This window comes from Chromatiaceae bacterium, from assembly GCA_016714645.1.
In the GTDB taxonomy this organism is placed as follows: Bacteria; Pseudomonadota; Gammaproteobacteria; order Chromatiales; family Chromatiaceae; genus M0108.
The window spans coordinates 910,792-928,975 of sequence record JADKCI010000004.1 but is presented as its reverse complement, the minus strand read 5'-3'; the positions used below and the strand labels follow the sequence as shown (position 1 = coordinate 928,975).

14 protein-coding genes and 1 pseudogene are annotated in these 18,184 nt (G+C 68.2%); 6 read left to right on the top strand and 9 right to left on the bottom strand.

Going from position 1 to position 18,184, the window contains the following annotated elements; all coding sequences use genetic code 11:
• The first annotated feature begins 126 nt into the window (after window positions 1–126).
• Window positions 127–5,052 (top strand): AAA family ATPase, encoded by a 4,926-nt coding sequence (locus tag IPN92_16105; protein MBK8639714.1) that lies wholly within the window; start codon window positions 127–129, stop codon window positions 5,050–5,052.
• A gap of 198 nt (window positions 5,053–5,250) precedes the next feature.
• Here the strand turns inward: IPN92_16105 and IPN92_16100 are convergent.
• From IPN92_16100 to IPN92_16065, 8 genes and pseudogenes are all read right to left on the bottom strand, one after another.
• Window positions 5,251–5,856 (bottom strand): annotated as a pseudogene (locus IPN92_16100) (membrane integrity-associated transporter subunit PqiC).
• On the bottom strand, window positions 5,844–6,980 hold the full coding sequence (locus IPN92_16095) for an MCE family protein (GenBank protein ID MBK8639713.1): 1,137 nt from the start codon (window positions 6,978–6,980) through the stop codon (window positions 5,844–5,846). Before IPN92_16095 ends, IPN92_16100 begins: the two are co-directional and overlap by 13 nt.
• A 97-nt stretch (window positions 6,981–7,077) precedes the next feature.
• Window positions 7,078–7,815, bottom strand: a complete 738-nt coding sequence (locus tag IPN92_16090) for an ATP-binding cassette domain-containing protein (protein ID MBK8639712.1) — start codon at window positions 7,813–7,815, stop codon at window positions 7,078–7,080.
• A 25-nt stretch (window positions 7,816–7,840) separates the two neighbouring features.
• Window positions 7,841–8,626 carry an ABC transporter permease gene (locus IPN92_16085; GenBank protein ID MBK8639711.1) on the bottom strand — a complete coding sequence of 262 codons (786 nt, stop codon included), beginning with the start codon at window positions 8,624–8,626 and terminating at the stop codon, window positions 7,841–7,843.
• 49 nt (window positions 8,627–8,675) lie between these two features.
• The gene (locus IPN92_16080) at window positions 8,676–10,295 is read right to left on the bottom strand and encodes a hypothetical protein (GenBank protein ID MBK8639710.1); all 1,620 of its coding nucleotides are present in this window, start codon (window positions 10,293–10,295) and stop codon (window positions 8,676–8,678) included.
• Window positions 10,296–11,064: 769 nt separating this feature from the next.
• Window positions 11,065–12,360: an adenylosuccinate synthase gene (locus tag IPN92_16075; GenBank protein MBK8639709.1), complete on the bottom strand. Its 1,296-nt coding sequence runs from the start codon at window positions 12,358–12,360 to the stop codon at window positions 11,065–11,067.
• Between the two features lie 47 nt (window positions 12,361–12,407).
• Window positions 12,408–13,592 carry an ATP phosphoribosyltransferase regulatory subunit gene (locus IPN92_16070; protein ID MBK8639708.1) on the bottom strand — a complete coding sequence of 395 codons (1,185 nt, stop codon included), beginning with the start codon at window positions 13,590–13,592 and terminating at the stop codon, window positions 12,408–12,410.
• 22 nt (window positions 13,593–13,614) lie between these two features.
• Window positions 13,615–13,800, bottom strand: coding sequence for a DUF2065 domain-containing protein (locus tag IPN92_16065; GenBank protein ID MBK8639707.1), 186 nt, complete (start codon window positions 13,798–13,800; stop codon window positions 13,615–13,617).
• 404 nt (window positions 13,801–14,204) lie between these two features.
• Between IPN92_16065 and IPN92_16060 the strand changes: the two genes are divergently transcribed.
• The 5 genes from IPN92_16060 to IPN92_16040 all read left to right on the top strand — a co-directional run bounded on the left by IPN92_16060 (window position 14,205) and on the right by IPN92_16040 (window position 16,432).
• Window positions 14,205–14,492: a hypothetical protein gene (locus IPN92_16060; GenBank protein ID MBK8639706.1), complete on the top strand. Its 288-nt coding sequence runs from the start codon at window positions 14,205–14,207 to the stop codon at window positions 14,490–14,492.
• The gene (locus tag IPN92_16055) at window positions 14,489–14,893 is read left to right on the top strand and encodes a PIN domain-containing protein (GenBank protein ID MBK8639705.1); all 405 of its coding nucleotides are present in this window, start codon (window positions 14,489–14,491) and stop codon (window positions 14,891–14,893) included. Before IPN92_16060 ends, IPN92_16055 begins: the two co-directional genes overlap by 4 nt.
• Before the next feature lie 10 nt (window positions 14,894–14,903).
• On the top strand, window positions 14,904–15,068 hold the full coding sequence (locus tag IPN92_16050) for a hypothetical protein (GenBank protein MBK8639704.1): 165 nt from the start codon (window positions 14,904–14,906) through the stop codon (window positions 15,066–15,068).
• 163 nt (window positions 15,069–15,231) lie between these two features.
• The gene (locus tag IPN92_16045; protein ID MBK8639703.1) at window positions 15,232–15,762 is read left to right on the top strand and encodes a hypothetical protein; all 531 of its coding nucleotides are present in this window, start codon (window positions 15,232–15,234) and stop codon (window positions 15,760–15,762) included.
• A gap of 400 nt (window positions 15,763–16,162) precedes the next feature.
• Entirely contained in the window at window positions 16,163–16,432 is a 270-nt protein-coding gene (locus tag IPN92_16040) for a helix-turn-helix transcriptional regulator (GenBank protein MBK8639702.1), read from the top strand.
• Window positions 16,433–16,661: 229 nt separating this feature from the next.
• Here the strand turns inward: IPN92_16040 and IPN92_16035 are convergent, their stop codons facing one another.
• The gene (locus IPN92_16035; protein ID MBK8639701.1) at window positions 16,662–18,134 is read right to left on the bottom strand and encodes a polysaccharide biosynthesis C-terminal domain-containing protein; all 1,473 of its coding nucleotides are present in this window, start codon (window positions 18,132–18,134) and stop codon (window positions 16,662–16,664) included.
• Between the last annotated feature and the right edge of the window lie 50 nt (window positions 18,135–18,184).

The following is an 18,184-nucleotide window of genomic DNA, read 5'->3' as shown; positions in this document are numbered from 1 at the left end:
TCCGGTGAACCCGCCGGGACAGAAGGGCGTTCTGGTCGGTAATAGTATACTGAACTCTGGCCTATCCTATCCCTTGATGACCGAAGCCTCCTTCTCGCCCTTTTTCCCATGCTGCAGGTGATGCCCATGGCAGACCCCCAGGTTCGCATCTTCGTCTCTTCCCCCTCCGACCTGGATCATGAGCGGGCCCTAACGCGCAACATCATCGAGGCCCTGGCCCAGGAATATCTGCCCTATTTCAAGGTCCAGGCGGTCCTTTGGGAACAGGAGGCCCTGACCGCCGCCCAGAGCTTCCAGGCGGGCCTGGTGCGACCCTCGGACTGCGAGATCGTGCTGGTCATGCTCTGGGCCCGGCTGGGGACGCCCCTGGCCAATGACCCCTATGGCGGCCTGACCGGGACCGAGTGGGAGTTCGTCGACGCGGTGGAGGGCTCGGCGCGCGCCGGCAGCCCGGAGGTGCTGGTCTATCGCAAGACCGCCCCCTGCCTGGTGGACGTCAACAATCCCGAAGTGGCGCGCGAGGCCCTGGCGGATCGCAGCCGTCTCGAAGCCTTTTTTCGTACCCATTTCTTCAACCCCGATGGCAGCTTCCGGCGTGCCTTCCGCCAGTTCGGCAATGATCATTCCTTTCGCGAGCTGGTCGAGACCCAACTGCGCAAGCTCCTCAACCGCCGCATCAGCGCCGAGCGGCGCCTGACCTCGCACCTCCAGGATTGGCGGGGCAGCCCCTTTCGGGTGGACCGGCCCTTCGAGTTTCCCGACCATCCGATCTTCGTCGGCCGCGAGACCGAGACCCGGGAGCTGATCAACCGCCTGGAAGCCAACGTCGATCGGGGCCGGGGTCTCCTGCTGGTCACCGGCCCCAGTGGAGTCGGCAAAAGTTCCCTGATCCGCGCCGGCCTGCTGCCCCGCCTGGCGCGGCCCTTCCTCTTCCCGGGGATCGCCCTGTGCCGTTGGTGTCTGGTCGACCTCGGGGGCGAGGAGGAACCCCTCCACGCCCTGGCCACGGCGGTGAGCGCGCCGGCGGTCCTCGGCGCGGCGCTGGAGGAGTTCGGGCTCGACACCCAGTCCCTGGCCGATCTCCTGCTCGCCACCCCGGAGGTGGCCGCCGCCGAACTGGCCGCGGCCCTGGCCCGGGTCGGCGCCAAGTTCGCCGAACAGGCGGGGGCCAATGGCGGCCGGGCGCAACTGATCATCGTCGTCGATTCCCTGGACCCCTTGTTTGGCGCCACGACCTCCCGGGCCTTCCTCGCCGCCCTGCCCTGCCTGGCGGCGCGGGATGGAATCTGGGTCATCGCCACCCTGCGCAGCGACCATCTCCCCCTGCTGGCCGACCTGCCCGAGCTGGCGGCGGAACTGGATGAAGTGAGCTGGTTTCCCCTGCAACCGCCCGCCACGGCCCGCATCCGCCAGGTGATCGAGATCCCGGCCCGCATCGCCGCCCTCGATTACGAGGAATCGACCAGCGGCACCGGCCGCGGACTGGTGGATGTCCTGGAGACGGAGGCCAGTCTGCTGACCCATTGGCCCCCGGTCTTGCAGGAGGTCCTGGAAGACCTTTACCGGCGGGCGGCGACGCGCCTGGAAGAGACCGCGACGCGTCAATCCCTGCTGACCCTGGCCGACCTGCGCGGCCTGGGCGGGGTGACCGGCAGCCTCGTCGCCCGCGCCGACCAGCTCTGGGCGACGCTGGAACCACCCCAGCGCACCGCCCTGCCAACCCTGTGCCGGGCCCTCATCACCCTGGAAGGCAGCGGGGCGCCCCGGCCCGGCATCCGCGCCGGGGACCTCCAGACCCTGACCCACCTGCCCGCGGTGGCGCCCCTGGTGGAGCGCCTGATCGCGGCGCGCCTGGTGGTGGCCGACGCGGAGGAAGAGGAGGAGGCAGCGGAGGCGGTGGCGGCCCCGCCCGCCGCCCCGAGTATCTGGGACGACCTGCGCCGGCTCTGGCGGCAGACCCGGGAGGAGCGGCTTATCCGTCACGGTGGGGTGGGACGCCTGTTGCGCCTGGGCACGGATCTCATCGGCAAGGAGGGGCCTCTGACAACCGGCGCGGCCCCCGCCGCGGAGGCCCCGGCACCCCCGGCGGCCAACCAGCGCTGGAAACGCTTTCGGCCCATCGCCGCCTTCGTCCACCCGGTATTGCTCGAGCGCTGGCAGCCGGTGCGGGACTGGCTGGCGGATCCGGCCCAGCGCCGCGATCTCATCCTGCGCTACCAGCTCTCCCGCCAGGCACGACTCTGGCGGCGTACCGACCGCAACCGGGAATATCTCCTGGGGGAGACCGGCTACGCCGCCGCCCAGCTCTTCGCCACCACCCACGCCGCGGAACTGGAACCCCTGGAACGCGACTACCTGGAGCAGAGCCGCCTCCATCTGGCCGTGCAGCGGCGCCGCAACCGCCAGGCGCGCACCCTGGGCTGGACCCTGCTCAGCCTCCTGGTGATCGCCACCTCCACCGCCTGGTGGGCCTGGGATGCCTCCAACCAGTCCCGGCTCGGCTTCTACCGCAGCGAGTTGCGCAACGCCGAGAGCGCCATCGACCGCGGCAATACCGCCGAGGCCGTCCGCCTGGCCCTGGCGGCCGGCCCCTATCTTCCCGCGGAGGCCACGGACAGCCTGAGCCGGGCCTTCATCCGCAACCGCCTGCTCAGCCTGGTCGGCGCCCCGCCCGCGACCGGCGCCACCGCCCTGGCGGCGGCCTTCAGCGACGATGGGGAGCATCTGGCGATGCCGGCCCCCGGGGGGGGCGCCGAACTCTGGACCCTCCAGGACCAGCGCTACCATTTTGCCGGGGGCTTGGCCGGACCGGAACTGCCGATTCACAGCCTACGGCTGGTCGGCACGGGCGAGGAGGTACTGGCACTGGGGATCGGCGAGGAGGGCGTCTGGCGCCTCCCCGCCGCCGCGACCGATCCACCCACCTGGACCTGCGGCGGGCGCCCCCGCGCGCCCATCGCCCTGGATCCCGGCGGGCGCACCCTGGCGCTCATCCATGGGGAGCGCCGCTCTCCCGCCCTCTGCGTCCTGAGCCTGGTGACCCCCGGGGTAGTCCTTTGGGATCGCCAGATCCACGACCGGGGCGTCCGCGGCCTGGCCTTTTCGGCCGATGGGCAGCGGTTGGTGACAGCCTCCTTCGATGGCACCGCCAAGGTGGTCGATACCCTGACCGGGGAGGAGCTCGTCGTCCTTCCGGCCAGCGAGTCCCGGGGCCGCGCGGCCTACCACGCCGTCTTTGACCCCAGCGGTAACCGGGTCGCCGTCGCCTTCGCCGACGACCGCATCCGGGTTTACGACCTGACCGGGCGCGAGTTGGCGGAGCTGGGAGTCATCACGCGGGATGGCCACAAGATCCGCATCCACCGGGCCTCGGTGCGCCGGATCGCCTTTGGCCCCGAGGGGCGCACCCTGGTGGCGGTGGATGACGATGGCCAGGTGGTACGCTGGGACCTGGCGACGGGCGAGGCCCAGATCTTCGGCCATCACGACCTGGCGGTGGACCAGGTCCAGATCGCATCGGGACAGGACGCCGGCGAGGAGGAACCCCTCGTCCTCACCGCCTCCCAGGATGACACCATCCGGCTCTGGGGGCTCTGGACCGGCCAGAGCCTGGCCGTCATCAGTCATGAGGGGGATGTCACCGAGGCACGCTTCAGCCGGGATCAGCGCCGCATCCTCAGTTATTCCAGCGAGGACGGCTCGGCCCGACTCTGGTCGGTGCGACCGGCGGCGACCTTCGTCCTCCAATTCCCCCAGGCCGACCAGGTCGCCCACCTGGCCCTGGCCCGGGAGCCGGGGGCTGAAGAGGGTATCCCCCCGCCGGGGAGTCCACCCGGTACACCGCCCGCGACCCTGCTGGCGACGGGCGCCCATGATGGCCGCATCGAGGTCTGGCGCCTGGAGCGCAGCGCGGCGGGCCTGGTGCCGGCCTTGCGCTGGCGCCTGGGCGGCGAGGGCCAGGGCCAGGGCCAGGGCCACCAGGATCGGGTACGCCGCGTCGGTTTCTCCCCCTCCGCCGGGCTGCTGGCCAGTGCCGGCTTCGACGGCACGGCCCGGATTTGGGATCTGGCCAAGGGGGAGGAGGTCTGCACCCTGGCCCTGACGCCCGACCTTCAGCCCTGTACCCAGAACGGTAGCCCGGACTGCCCGGCGATTTATCAGGCGCTCTTCGCCCCCCACGGCGACTGGCTACTGACGGCGTCGAACGACTCCTGGCATCCGCTGCGGCTGTGGGACCTGCGCACCTGCGCCCCCCTGGGCGAGGACCTGCCCGTCGCGCCGGGCGCCGGCGGCGTCCGGGCGGCCCTGGCCCGGGACGAAGAAGGGGCGGTCTGGGTGGCCAGCGGCGCCGAGAATGGCCGGGTCCAGGTGCTGCGGGTTGCCGCCACCGGCCAGTGGACCGAGGTCTGCGCCGGGCCCTGGCACAAGAATACCGTCCAGGATCTGGCCTTCGGCCCCGATGCCCGCCTCCTGGCCACGGCCAGCGAGGATGGGCGCATCGCCCTGGTCGAGATCGCCGGAGGCGCCTGTGGCGAACCCCGCTATCTGAAACCCGATACCGGCCCGGTCACCAGTGTGCGTTTCGCCCCGGATGGCCAGACGCTGGTCACCGCCAGCGGCGAGGGGGACGCCCAGGTCTGGGACCGGAACGGCACCCCGCTCGCCCGGCTGATCGGCCACAAGGCGCGGATTCTCAGCCTCGAGTTCTCCCCCGACGGGCGCTGGCTCCTCACCGCCTCCCGCGATGGCACGGTGCGCCTCTGGCCAAGCCCCACCGCGCCTCGGGACCAACCGCTGGCGGCCTATCTGACCCTGTCCGCCGGGCTGGGTAGCGCCGCCCATGCCACCTTCAGTCCGGATGGTCTGAGCATCGGCGCGGCCTACCGCAACGATGTCGCCCTGCTCTGGCAGGTGTGGAACGAGGGGTCGGGGACGGACCCGGCGCTGACGGAAACCTGGGGGGCGGATCGGGCGCGCCTGACCCTGATCCAAGCCGCCCGGCGCTTCATGGACGAGAATTTGCAGCCGGTACGGCCCTTGCCCGCCCCCTGAGAGTGGCCTGGCGATATCGCTAGTGGCCATGCTTTCAGGATCGGGTGGCGTCCTCCTCCCCGCGCGTAACCCTTCAGCCCCCCCGGCTGCATGGGTTGGGTTCGATAGCTCAAACCACTGATTCTCTTGCTCCCTCCCCCCTTGCGGGGGAGGGTTGGGGAGAGGGGTCTGAAGGGTTGCCCCCTCGCGCCAGGCCCGCAGGTCCTTCACCACCGCGGCGGCCAGGCGGTCCGCCAGGCGGGTGGCGGCGGCGGCCATGGCGGCGGGGGTCTCCCCCGCGACGATTTCCTCGGCGGCGTAGCGACGGACCAGGAGGGGGCGGCGGTCACTGGCCTGGAGGAGGGTCAGGCTCAGCGCGCCCGCCACCCGGGGTGGCGTCGCCGTGGGCAGGTGCTCGAAACGCTCCACCTCGCCGCCAAGGAGGTAATCGGCGCGCCCCCGGTCGGCAGGGATGAGGACGAAACGAAAGAGGCCGGCGGCGCGAATACTCGCCGCCAGGTGGCGGGACAGGGCCCGTGGCACCGGTTCGTCCCACAGCAACTGGTCGTAGCGCTGGGTTTGCCAGGGGTCCGCCGTGGTGCGGAAGAGGATCTGTCGCCCGCCGAGAAAGCCGCGGGCCGCCAGTTCGTTGACCTGCAGATCGGTTGCGGATGAACCGCCGGCGGGCGACGGGCCCCTGAGTTCGGGAGCGGTCGGGGGAACCAGAGAGAGGTATTGATCCTGCTTGACGGTCACCGGCGAACCGCAGCCGCCAAGGCCGAGGCTCAGGAGGCAGATCAGAATGAAGCACTTCATTTGAACCATGGGGCTTGCTCCTCGGTCTCCCGCGGGCGCAGGAGGTGGGTGGGATGGGAGCGCAGTTCCTGGGAGAAGGCGGACAGGTTGCGGCTGGCGTCCTCGATGTTGGTCAGGATCGGAGTCAGGGCCGCCGCCAGGGACTGCAACAGGAACTGGGTGTCATCCAGGGAGCGCCGCAGGGCGGGGCGGTTCTCGTTCACCAGGCCGCGGATATCGGTGGCCAGGTCGTCATAATTGTTGACGGCCCGCTGGACATCCGGGGTAGTGCCGGCCATCTCGGCGGTGATCCGCGCCAGGTCGGCGGACATGGTTTCGACCGAGGCGAGGATGGCGCCGATGGCCTGGGGGTCCACCACCCTGACCAGGTTGTCCGAGAGCAGGCGCAGGTTCTCAAAGGACCCGGCGAGTTGCTCGCGGTTCCCGGCCAGCCCCTGGCCCGGGTCCTCGCTGCCGCCGCCGACCAGGAGCTCGATGGTCTTGACCTGATCACGGATACTGGCCAGGGTCGGGGCGATGCTCTCCTCAACCACCAGCCGCACCGTCTCGGTAAGGACGGCGAGCTGCTGGGTCAGGTCAGGCTCGGGGGCGAGGGCGGCGATCACCGCGCCGGGGGCCAGCAGTTCCGCCGACGGGCCCACGGCGATGCTCAGGGCGTTGCCCTTCAGCAACCCCAGGGTCGTCAGGCGCACCTGGCTGTCCCGGGGAATAGGCCACTGGTCGCGGATGCGCAGGGTGGCGCGGAAGCAGGGCAAGGTCGGTGAGCGGGGCGGGGCCCCGGCGGCGGGCGGCGGGCAATGGCGGCCATGAGCCGGGTCGCCGGGAAAGACCGGCTTGACCCGTTCGACCAGACCGATCACATAACCCTCCTGGATCAGTTGCATCCCCGGGTCCAGGCCCTCCGCGTCCGGGAAATAGGCCTCCAGCCGGTAGGTCTGACCCAGGAGCCCCGGCAGGATGAGGGCGAAGGCCGCCACGACCACCAGGGCCATGGCCAGAACGAAGCCGCCCGCCAGGAGCAACTGGCGGCGCTCGGCCAGGGCCCGGCGCTTGCCGGGGGCCCCGATCTCGGGCGGGGCATAGAGGCGGTCCAGGCGCCGCGCGGCGGGAGGGATGGGGTCGTGGTTGCTCATCGAAGCGGCATCTTCGTCGTCATATCAGGCGTCACACATTCCATGCCCGACCCTCCCCCTGGCGGTCGGAAATTGCAGTTCCTCGGGGATGCCGAGGTCAAAACCGGCCTCCCAGGGCGGTGCCGAGTTCGAGGTCCTCGGGGCTGGCGGCGGCCAGCGCTTCCCGCGTCCCCAGAAACAGCAGACGCCCGCCGCTCAGCACCCCGACCCGGTCCGCAGTGTCCCCGAAGGCCTCCGGGGTGTTGTCCGTGGCGATCAGGGCCATGGCCTGGCCACCGCGCAGGCTGCGCAGGGCGGCGAGGATCTCCCGGACCACCGCCGGGTCCAGGCCATCGGAGAGACCATCCCAGACCAGGAGCCGGGGGCGGCGGATCAGGGCCCGCGCCAGTTCGACCCGGCGCTGCTGACCCAGGGAGAGAGACTGGGGCGGATGATTTTCCAGCCCGTCCAGGCCCAGCAGGGTCATCACCAACCGCGCCGCCCGCGCCATCTCCCCGCGCGTCAGGGGCGCCTGGCGCAGGGGCAGGAGGATGTTCCCCAGGACGCTGTGATCGGTGAGCAGCGAGCCGCGCTGGATCACGGCGCCGACCTCGGCGCGCAACCGCTCCAGGCCGCGGCCGTCGAGTTGCGCCAGGTCCAGCCCCAGGACCTGGACGCGGCCGGCCGAGGGGCGGTCGAGGCCAAGCACCAGCCGGGAAAGCAGGGTCTTGCCCGCGCCATTGGGGCCACAGACCAGGAGCCAGGCGCCGTCCGCCAGCTCCAGACTCAGGTCCTGGAGGGCCTGGCGCCCGGCCACATGCTGGAAGATCCGGTCCAGCTTCAGCGCCAGTGGCATGTCGATCCTCCCGGTGGCAGCCATCTCAACCCCGCACCAGAATGATATAGAGGAGATCCGTGACCAGGATGGCCGTCACCGCCCCGATCATGGTGCCGGTCGCGGCGCCGGCGATCCCCCCCGCCCGGCGACCCGCGCCGATGCCGTTCAGGGTCGCGATCAGGGCGATCAGCACCGCGAACAGCAGCGGTTTGATCAGAGCCTCGACCAGGGCCTCGGGGGTGAGGGCGCTGGTCAGCATTTCGAGGAACAGGGCCGGCGCCACCCCGGTGCTGGCCCAGAGCCAGGCCCCCGCCACGCCGAAGGTCACCAGTGTCCCCCAGACCATGAAGGCGAAGCTCATCAGCAACATGGCCAGCAGGACCGGGGCCAGGGTGAAAGGCAGGGGCTGCACCCCGCACACCAGCAGCCCGTCCATCTCGCCAGTGGCCAACAAGGTCGCCTGCCGCACCGCCAGAGCGACCCCCGCCCGGCCCGCCACCAGGATGCCGACCAGGACCGGCAGCACCTCGATGATGAGGACGAAGGCCACCGTCAGGATGACCACCACCGGCAGGTCAAACTGGGTGAGGATGCCTTCGATCTGGTGCCCCAGGATGAGGCCGATGGCGACCATAACCAGGGTGATGGCCGGCAGGATCGACAGGCCGGACTGCCGCAGGGCAGCGGCGAAGGCCGGCAGGTCGAAGCGCGCCCGCCCGGTCAGGACCCGCCCGTAAAAAGCCAGGCAACTGGAGAGGGCCAGGGCCGCCAGCCCCAGCGCCTCGATCCAGCCCCGGGGGCCACGGAAGTTCAGGCGTCTCAGGTCCATGGGAGCCTGCTGGCGGCGGTTGCCGGGTACCTCGTTCGATCGCGGCAGATCAGTAATCGAAGGTCCATGTCAGGCCGGCGCCGTTAGGATCGAGCAGGATCCGTTTGTCAGGCCCGCCCGGAAGGCCCGTCATCACTCTAACTTCCCTCGATTCCGTATCAGCGGCGTTGCCGGGAACAGTCGTATCCTCACCCAAGATGGGCAAGGTCTCACCCAAAACGAGTTGGATCTCCGCCCGTTGGGCGAACCAGGCCGCCAATTCCCCCTCCCCCCGCAGGCTGATCCGCCGTTCCGCCCGCGCCAGGAGGGTCAAAAAATCCCGGCGGGTCGCGGTCGGGCCCAGCCGGGCCAGGAGGTGACGGAGGGGGTCTGGCAGCAGCAGGAAGAGACTGGCGCCCCCGGCACCCCCCATCAGTTCCCGGACCAGGTCACGCTCACGATGATCCGCCAGGGTAGCGGCAATGACCAGGGCGCGGTCCGGATAACGCTCCCGCAGCCGCTCCCGCAGCCCCGTCGCCAGGCGCCGCAGGGGCTTGCCGCTCGGACAGGCAGGCCCGGGCGGATGGACCCCGAGGATGAGCAGGCGCTGGATGCCGAGCCCCAGGCGGGCGGCCAGGGTCGGCAGCCCACGCACGGCGAAGCGGTCCAGGTCCTTCATGGCCTCCGACAGGTCCGCGTAGGGGATGAGCTGGGGGTGAAGCTTGCGGGCATTGTCACGCACCGGGCCGTAAGACCAGCCATCCAGGTAGCGGTCCGCCGCCCAGCGCGCATGCTCGACGATCGCCAGCCGTTCGACCTCCAGGCGGGTCAAGGCAAAGACCTCCACCAGGTCCTCGGCCACCGCCCGGCAGTCGGTGACGGCGAGCTTGGCCCAGACATGGTCGGCCTGATGGCGGTTGGCCTGGCGATAGGAGATCGCCAGCCGCTCCCAGGGCTGGCCGGCAGGCTCCTGGGTCAGATCCCGCCCCTGGGCGGCGATGGTGTCGCGGTAGTGCTCATGGATGGTCCGCGCCAGCTCGTCCCCGGCGCCGTCCAGGAGCAGGGCGGCGCGGCAGGCCTCGTGACAATAGGAGATCGGAATGATCTGGCCATCCCAGTCCTCGATATCGCCCCCGGGTTCGGCGGCGCCCACCTCCAGCAGTACTGGGGGGGACACCCCCTGGCTGGCCGCCAGTTCTTCGACCAGACGGCGCGCCAGAGCCAGGCCGGGATGGTCAGCGGGGTCCGCGGGGGGGCGGTCGCGTGGGGCGCCAAAATTTAACCCCGCGGACCCCTCTCCCCAACCCTCCCCCGCAAGGGGGGAGGGAGCAGGAGGATCAGTGGGTTGAGTTAGCGAACCCAACTCATGCAGCCGAGGGGTCTGAACGCTTACACCAAGATCAGGATCAGGGTGGTTTCTGGTAACCCGGGGCGCGGCAGGTTCCCCATGCGGAGGCGGATCATCCTCGATACAGACCAGGGCGAGGGTGATCGGCGGATTAGCCATGGGCGGTGAGTGTAATCCTTCAGCCCCCTCTCCCCGGCCCTCCCCCGCCGGGGGGGAGGGAGCAGGAGGATCAGTGGCTTGAGATAGCGAACCCAAGCCATGCGGCTGTAGGGGGTGAAAGCTTACCGGTGAATTCAGGTCGGGGGCCTCCGCTGGCCGTAGCAAGCTGGACAGCTCGGCCATGGGCGCGAAGCGCAGATCGGCGATAGAGGAAGCCTGGGGATAGGCGGCCAACAACTCGGCGGCGACGGCCTCCAGGCGGTTGCAGACCAGGCTGATTCGCGGCCGGCCCTGGCCATAATGGGCGAGCCGCAGGGCCTGCAGCAGCAAGGCCCGGGCAGGAGGGGCAAAGCCCAGGAAGAGCAGGTGGGGGACCTGATCGAAACCCGGGTCCAGACCCAGGTGCGGGGGCCAGCGCCGGAAAAGGGCGCGGGCGGCGCGGTCCTCGATGGCGAAGGTCTCGATTTGCAGGGGATCGTCCGGCTCGGAAGCAGGCAAGGCCGGGGCGGGGTCCCGGGGATGCATGAGAATCAGGCGCTGGACTGGGCCCGGCCGGCCTTGCCGCCCCCCTCCGCGCTGGCGGGCCCCCTCCCGGGCGCGTTCGAGCAGCCTGGCGACGAGGACCGGGGCATCGGGTGGATCAGCCAGGATCAGGACGGGAGTTCGGGCCGGGTCAAGCACCGCCGGATCCAGCGGGATAGCGGTTCGGGTCATGTCTGGCGCCGTCAAACCCAGCCGGTCGAGGCGCCGCGCCCGGTGGCCTTCCTGACGCAGAGCGACGATCACCTGGTCCGCCAGGAAATCCCTGCCCAGGACCAGGATGGCGCGGCGCCGGACATTCAGTAACAGCCGGTCCTTCACGATGCGATATTGCTCAAACTCACTCTCGGCGTGTTGCTTGGCGACCTCCGCGCTAATCGGCAATCTAACAGGCCGACAGACTGCTAGCCCTTCAGGCGTCGAAGGGATGGCCCTTCACGATGGTCTGGGCGCGGTCCGGACCGGTGGAGATGATGTCGATGGGCAGGCCGGACAATTCCTCGATCTTGGCCAGATACTCCTGGGCATTGGCGGGCAGGTCCGCGACCGAGGTGGCGCCCACCGTGGATTCCGTCCAGCCCGGCATCTCCAGGTAGCGGGGCACGCAGCGGCTCAGGTCCTCCACCGCCGGAGGCGGCGCCGTCAGCAACTGGCCATCCAATTCAAAGCCGGTGCAGATCTTGAGGGTCTCCAGACCATCCAGCACGTCCAGCTTGGTGATGCAGATGCCGGTGATGCTGTTGATGTCGAAGGAGCGCTTGAGGGTCACCATGTCGAGCCAGCCACAGCGGCGCTTGCGCCCGGTGGTGGCGCCGAACTCGAAGCCCTTGGCGCTCAGGTGATCGCCCACCGCGTCGAAGAGCTCGGTCGGGAAGGGACCGGCGCCCACCCGGGTGGTGTAGGCCTTGACAATGCCCAGGATGTAATCGAGATGGCGCGGTCCCATGCCGCTGCCACTCGCCGCCCCCCCCGCCGTGGTATTGGAAGAGGTCACGAAGGGATAGGTGCCGTGATCGATGTCCAGCAAGGCCCCTTGGGCGCCCTCGAAGAGGACATCGGCGCCCGCGCGCCGCAAGTCGTGCAGGGTGCCCACGACATCGGTCACCATGGGCCTCATGCGCTCCACCTGACCCAGGAGTTCGTCCAGGACCCGCCGGTAATCCAAGGGCTCGACCTTGAAATAGTGCTCCAGGGCGAAGTTGTGGTAATCCATGACCACCCGCAGCTTCTCGGCCAGGCCGGCCGCGTCCAGGGCGTCGCCAAGCCGCAGCCCGCGCCGCGCCACCTTGTCCTCGTAGGCCGGGCCAATGCCGCGCCCCGTGGTGCCGATGGCCTGGCTGCCCCGCGCGATCTCGCGGGCGCGGTCAAGGGCGACGTGATAGGGCAGGATGAGGGCGCAGGAAGCGCTGATGGCCAGGCGCTCGCACACCGGGATGCCCCGGGCCTCCAGCCCGTCGATCTCCTCCAGCAGGGCCTCCGGCGACAGGACGACGCCGTTGCCAATCAGGCACTTGACGCCATCGCGCAGGATACCGGATGGGATCAGGTGCAGGACGGTCTTCTCGCCCTCGATGACCAGGGTGTGGCCCGCGTTGTGGCCACCCTGAAAACGCACGACGGCGGAGGCCCGATCCGTCAGCAGATCGACCACCTTGCCCTTACCCTCGTCACCCCACTGGGTGCCGATCACGACTACATTCTTGCCCATGGTTCTAAATCACTCGTTGTGAATGTGCACCGCGCCGGGCGGCGACGTCAAACCGGTCGCCGCCGCCAGCGCTCCCCCTCGAAAATCAATACCTCGGCGCAACCGGCTTCCCGGGCGCCGCCGGGCTGGCCGGGCAATTCGTTGACCACCCGCTCGCCCACGCCCCGCAGCCGTTCCACCTCGGCGCGCAGGGCCAGATCCGGCAAGGCGGGCGCGAAGATGCCCCCACCGCCCCGGTAACGGTCCTCCAGCCCCCGCCCCTGCCGCAGCAAGCCCTTGAGGTCGGAACTGAATCCGACCGCCGGCCGCGCCTGGCCGAAGACACGGCCGATGTCGTCATAACGTCCGCCACGGGCGATCTCCAGGCCCCAGCCCGGGACAAAGGCGGCAAAGACCACCCCGGTCTTGTAGTGGTAACCGCGCAACTCCGCCAGGTCGAAATGGACCGGCACCTCCGGCAGCCAGGTGTTCAGGCCGGCGCGCAACAAGGCCAGGTGGTCCAGGGCCTCCTGGACAGCGGGGTCCGCCGCGGCCAGCTCGTGGCGCGCCCGCTCCAGGGCGTCATCACCATTCAGTTCCGCCAGGACCAGCAGCATGTCCGCCGCCGGCCCGGTCACGCCCCAGTCACGGATCAGGGCCTCCACCTCCGGGATGGCCTTGCGCTGCAGGGCCTCGAAGAGGGCCATCTCCCGCTCCGGCGTCAGACCCGCCTGGCGCGCCAGGCCCCGGTAGATGCCCACATGGCCCAGATCCAGATAGGCGTTGCTAATCCCAGCCCGCTCCAGGGTCAAGAGGACCAGGCGCAGGATTTCCAGTTCGCTCTCGGCCCCGGAGTGTCCGAAGATCTCCGCGCCCACCTGCAGGGGGCTGCGGGTCCCGGCAAAACCATCCGAGCGCGTGTGGAGCACGGTCCCCAGATAGCAGAGCCGGGTCGGGCCCGCGCGACGCAGGTGATGGGCGTCCATGCGCGCCACCTGAGGCGTCATATCCGCCCGGACGCCGAGTAGCCGCCCGCTCACCTGGTCCGTCAGCTTGAAGGTCTGGAGGTCGAGGTCGTGGCCCGTGCCGGTCAGCAGCGACTCCAGATAGTCGATGAAGGGCGGTATGACCAGGTCGTAGCCCCAACCCTGGTAGAGGTCGAGCAGATCCCGCCGCAGCCCCTCGATGACCCGCGCCTGGGGCGGCAACACCTCCTCGATCCCGGCCGGCAACAGCCAGCGTTCCTCTTGCATCCGCGCCTCGATCAGTCCGGTCTCAGTTAACCAGGTACAGCAGGCCGAGGCCCGCCAGCATGCTGACCAGCCCCGCGACCCGCAGCACTCCGTCCTCCTGCTCCACCAGGGTCCGCAGGGCGCGGCGCATTCCCGCCGGGTTCAGAAAGGGCCAGATGCCCTCGATGACGAAGACCAGCGCCAGCGCCACCCACAGGTCATTCCACATAAGAGGGCCTCGCGCCGCTCGGCATCGGCCGCTCGACAAAGTGCGCGATGATTACAGATGAGGGCCGCCCTGTCCATCCACGGCAGCAATTCCCAGCCATTCCAAGGTTGCCTACCCCCTACCCTACCCCTAGTGGCGCCGTGGCAAACCCTCAAGCATAAAGTCAACCGGATTATTCCAGGCGTCGCTGGGGGAGATAACGGGGGGTTCGACCTTGTGCTTCATCATTTGACCTTTCTCCGCTGTTGGCCTGGCTTGTATGTGGCAACGTTTTACATTGGTCTATAACATGATGCGTATCACCCTCCTCCAAGAACGCCGCACCGCCCTGATCTCCGCCGCCGTCACCGGCAAGATTGACGTGCGCGGTTGCCAACCGGTTTCCACCCTTTAGGAGCTACCGCATGTTTGCCATCCGCCAGACGATCGACGACCCACAAGAATTCATTCCGGTTCCTCCGGAGCTCCGCCATCGTCGCACGGAGGTGATTTTTATCGCCCTCGATCCCGTGCCAGAGGCCGCCACGCTCGTGCCGGAACCATCAACACCGGCCTCTCTCGCCGGGAGTTGGGCAGGCGAGGCATTGGAGCGCGGGGCGGCGGTGATCACTGCCTTTCGCGGGAGTGGCCCCAAGGGGACAACGGCGGACTTGCTGAGAGACCGTAAAGCCGATCGGCGGCGCGAAAAATGAAGCGCTATGTGCTGGACACTTCGGCCCTCCTGACCCTGCGCAGCGACGAGCCGGGCGCGGATCGGGTGGCGGAACTCATGAAGGAGGCCACCCTGGGAAATATCGCGTGCCACGGGTGTTTTATGTCGTTGATGGAAGTCTTGTATCGGGTTTGGAAAAACGAAGGGGAAGCGGCCGGGCTGGCAGCATATCGGCGTTGCCAGGGCCTGCCCATGCAGTGGGTGCATGAATCCACGAAGTTGCTGGAACGTGCGGCCATGGTCAAGGCTACGCATCCCCTGTCATTGGCCGACGCCTGGATTGCCGCCACCGCGCTGGAACTTCATGCGACCTTGGTGCATAAAGACCCGGAATTCGAGAGGCTGCCCGGCTTGTTGGAAGAACGGCTGCCTTACAAGTAACGGAAACACCTTGGATCTGCATCGGGAAATCAACTTCGAGACCGAAATCTGCGAACTTCTCGCCGCCAACGACTGGCTGTATGCGCAGGGTGACGCGGCGGACTATGACCGGGCGCGGGCGTTGTACCTGGCGGATGTACTGGCCTGGGTGCAGGCCACCCAGGGCGAGGCTTGAAAGGCGCTGGCACAGAGGAAGCTCTCGTCAGCCAAACGGGAACCCTGGCCAGCTCCGATGCAAGGTGCCTATTACGCACCTACGGCAAGCTCAATACGGCTTGAATAATCGGGGGCAAAGGTCCGTTTCTGGCCGGGCCGCCCCAGCCCAAGCGATGGCGCCAATGGCGGAGGGGCATCGCCCGAGGCGGGATGCAGGCGCACTCGGCGACCTGCATGCCGATAGCGGCGATCCCCCTGTCCCCGGCCCGCTTTACCCGCCTCCCCAGCGGTCTCCCCACCGGCAGGCCTCCGGCGCCAACCTGGCCGATGCCCAGGGCCAGGGCCAGGGCCAGGGGACCATTCTCAATGACGATGGCCCGGTCCTGTCCATCGCGGATGTCACCCTCGCCGAGGGCCACAGCGGCACCCAGAATGCGCTGTTCAAGGTCAGCCTGACGCCCGCCAGTAGCGGCGCCGTGACGGTCAGGTACGCCACCGCCAATGGCACGGCTCAGGCTGGCAGTGATTACACCGCCACCAGCGGCGTGCTGACCTTACCGGCCGGCCAATTAGTGCGGACGGTGAGCGTCGCGGTGCGGGGAGAGCGGATTAAGGAGGGGAATGAGACGTTCTTTGTCAACTTGAGGGAGCCCAGCCGCTGGCCGAGCCTGCGGCACCACCTGAGTGGGTCGTCAAGCAAGCTGTCCCCGTGAATCCGCAAGGGGTTCCATTCGCGAGACGGCGTACTGAAGAAGACCAAATTTTATCAGCAGATCTTTGCCGAGGGACAGGATGAAAACTGGGGTGAATGCGGCAATGGGGGAGGTCTTGGCCTGGGTACTGCGCTTATTGCGCCGCTGGTTGGGACCACTGGCGGGTTTAAGACCGATAGGCTTCCCGCGCCCCGGTTCTTTTCTCGGTAGTGCCCAATGCGTAGGACGCATTTTTCTTAACAAGCTGTTAATAAAGGCCCAAGCTCGCCGCCATCCTACCGATTGGGGTACTACCTAGAAAACTAAGAATCTCTTAGCTCATTTGAGCTAGGAAGCCTGGGAAGTGGTCAACGGGGAGGCACACCGATCTCCGTTGCCGAGGAGGCTTCGAGAGGCGCGCATGGCGATGGGGATTTCGCAGCGTCAGTTGGGTGTGCTGGCGGGGATCGACGCCTTCGCGGCGAGTTCGCGTGTCAACCAGTATGAACAAGGCAAGCACGCGCCCGATTTCGGGACTGCCGCCCGTCTAGCGGGGGTTCTGGGTGTGCCAGTGCCTTATCTGTTCTCAACGGATGACGAGCTTGCTGGCCTAATCCGTAAGTTTGGGGCCTTGCCCGAAGAGAAGCGTAAAAGGCTCATTAGAAATTTGAATCTCCTTGAGGCTGAATAGCCGCGCGTTATTCCCGACAACCCCGCCAGCCACTCGCCGGCCTATCGCGGGAGGGCCGGGTGGGGGCTGGCGGGGTTGTCGACAGCAGGGATGCTGTCGCCAAGCCTACAGGGACGTATTCACGGCGTCCCCGCCGACCCGCCCGGGACACGAAAACTCAGGTGTGTTAGGCACAGATAGGCTGGACCAGTTCCGGACCGCCAAGCCAGTGACAAAGCTTGATACCCCCCTACACCGTCCCCCGCCGCAGCGCCCGGCCGTCGGCGACATAAACCACCGCCAGATATACAACGAGACAGAGGGTGCCCGCCACCAGGCTGGGTAATCCAAGCGCCGCCAGCCAACGTCCGGCGGCATAGAGCCCCAATCCCAGGAGGAGATAGCCCAGGATGCGCTTGAGGTCATAGGGCACCGGGTAGTAACGGCGACCCATGGCCCAGGAGACGAGGACCATGAAGCTGTAGCAGATCAGGTGGGCCCAGGCCGCACCCGCATAGCCATATTTCGGCACCAGGATCAGCAAGGCGGCCACCGTCACCAGGGCACCGGCGATCGCGACCCAGGCCCCCAGGCCGGTGCGATCCGTCAGCTTGTACCAAATGGACAGGTTCACGTAGACACCCAGCAGGAGATTGGCCAGCAGCAGGATGGGCACCACCCAGAGGGCCTCCCGATAGGCCGCGCCGACGAAGTACTGGAAGACATCCAGATAGAGACTCACCAGCAGAAAGATGAAGACACAGAATATCAGGAACCACTTCAGCACCAGGGCGTAGAGCTGGCGGGCGTCCGCCTGGCGGGCATAGGCAAAGAAGAAGGGTTCGCCGGCGTAGCGGAAGGCCTGGATGAAGAGGCTCATGAGGATGGAGAGTTTGTAAACGGCCCCATAAATGCCGAGCTGGGCCATGTTGGTCTCCAGATCGTGGGGCAAGAGGAACTTGAGCGCCGCCCGGTCCAGCATCTCGTTGACGATACCGGCCAGGCCGATGGCCACCATGGGCAGGGAATAGCCCAGCAGACGGCGGGCCAGGCCCCAATCCCAGCCCGCCGTGATCCCGCGGATCTCAGGAGCCAGGAGGACTAGCTTGAAGGCGCTCGCCACCAGGTTGGCCAGAAAGACATAGCCGACCCCGATGGCCGGGTCCCAGAGCCCGCCGAGCCAGGAGGTGGGATCGGCCGCGAAGGCCCGCCGGCACAGCAGGATGAAAAAGAGATTGAGGGCCATGTTGAGCCCGATCTCGATCAGCTTGACCACGGCGAACCGCAACGCCCGCTGCTCCGCCCGCAGGCGCGCGAAGGCGATGGCCCCCACCGAATCCAGGGCCAGGATGGCGGCGACCCAGAGGATGTATTCCGGATGGGCCGCGTGGCGCAGCAGGGCGGCGATGGGTTGCTGGAAGCCCCAGGCCAGCAGGAAAAAACCCAGATTGGCCAGGATCACAAAGCGCAGCACGGTGGCGAAGACCCGTCGCGGCGCCCAGCCCGCCTCCTCCCGGAAACGGAAGTAGCCGGTCTCCAGTCCGAAGGCCAGCAGCACCGCCAGAAAGCCCATGTAGGCATAGAACTCCGCTACCACCCCATAGTCCGCCGGCAGGAAGCTATAGGTGTAGAGGGGCACCAGCAGGTAATTGAGGAATCGCCCGAGGACGCTACTGACGCCATAGACGGCCGTCTGGGAGGCAAGGCGTTTCAGAGGGTTCAAATTTCGATGGCGCTGGGTCAGGTTGAGGGGAGGTTGGCGGCGCTGGCCCT

Excerpts from the sequence above, each read along its gene's own strand:
- IPN92_16090 (MBK8639712.1), bottom strand. The coding sequence starts at position 7,815 with ATGCCACTGGCGCTGAAGCTGGACCGGATCTTCCAGCATGTGGCCGGG.
- IPN92_16070 (MBK8639708.1), bottom strand. The coding sequence starts at position 13,592 with ATGCAAGAGGAACGCTGGCTGTTGCCGGCCGGGATCGAGGAGGTGTTG.
- IPN92_16060 (MBK8639706.1), top strand. The coding sequence starts at position 14,205 with ATGTTTGCCATCCGCCAGACGATCGACGACCCACAAGAATTCATTCCG.
- IPN92_16095 (MBK8639713.1), bottom strand. The coding sequence starts at position 6,980 with ATGAGCAACCACGACCCCATCCCTCCCGCCGCGCGGCGCCTGGACCGC.
- IPN92_16045 (MBK8639703.1), top strand. The coding sequence starts at position 15,232 with ATGGCGGAGGGGCATCGCCCGAGGCGGGATGCAGGCGCACTCGGCGAC.
- IPN92_16080 (MBK8639710.1), bottom strand. The coding sequence starts at position 10,295 with ATGGCCGAGCTGTCCAGCTTGCTACGGCCAGCGGAGGCCCCCGACCTG.
- IPN92_16065 (MBK8639707.1), bottom strand. The coding sequence starts at position 13,800 with ATGTGGAATGACCTGTGGGTGGCGCTGGCGCTGGTCTTCGTCATCGAG.
- IPN92_16105 (MBK8639714.1), top strand. The coding sequence starts at position 127 with ATGGCAGACCCCCAGGTTCGCATCTTCGTCTCTTCCCCCTCCGACCTG.
- IPN92_16075 (MBK8639709.1), bottom strand. The coding sequence starts at position 12,360 with ATGGGCAAGAATGTAGTCGTGATCGGCACCCAGTGGGGTGACGAGGGT.
- IPN92_16055 (MBK8639705.1), top strand. The coding sequence starts at position 14,489 with ATGAAGCGCTATGTGCTGGACACTTCGGCCCTCCTGACCCTGCGCAGC.
- IPN92_16040 (MBK8639702.1), top strand. The coding sequence starts at position 16,163 with ATGGCGATGGGGATTTCGCAGCGTCAGTTGGGTGTGCTGGCGGGGATC.
- IPN92_16085 (MBK8639711.1), bottom strand. The coding sequence starts at position 8,626 with ATGGACCTGAGACGCCTGAACTTCCGTGGCCCCCGGGGCTGGATCGAG.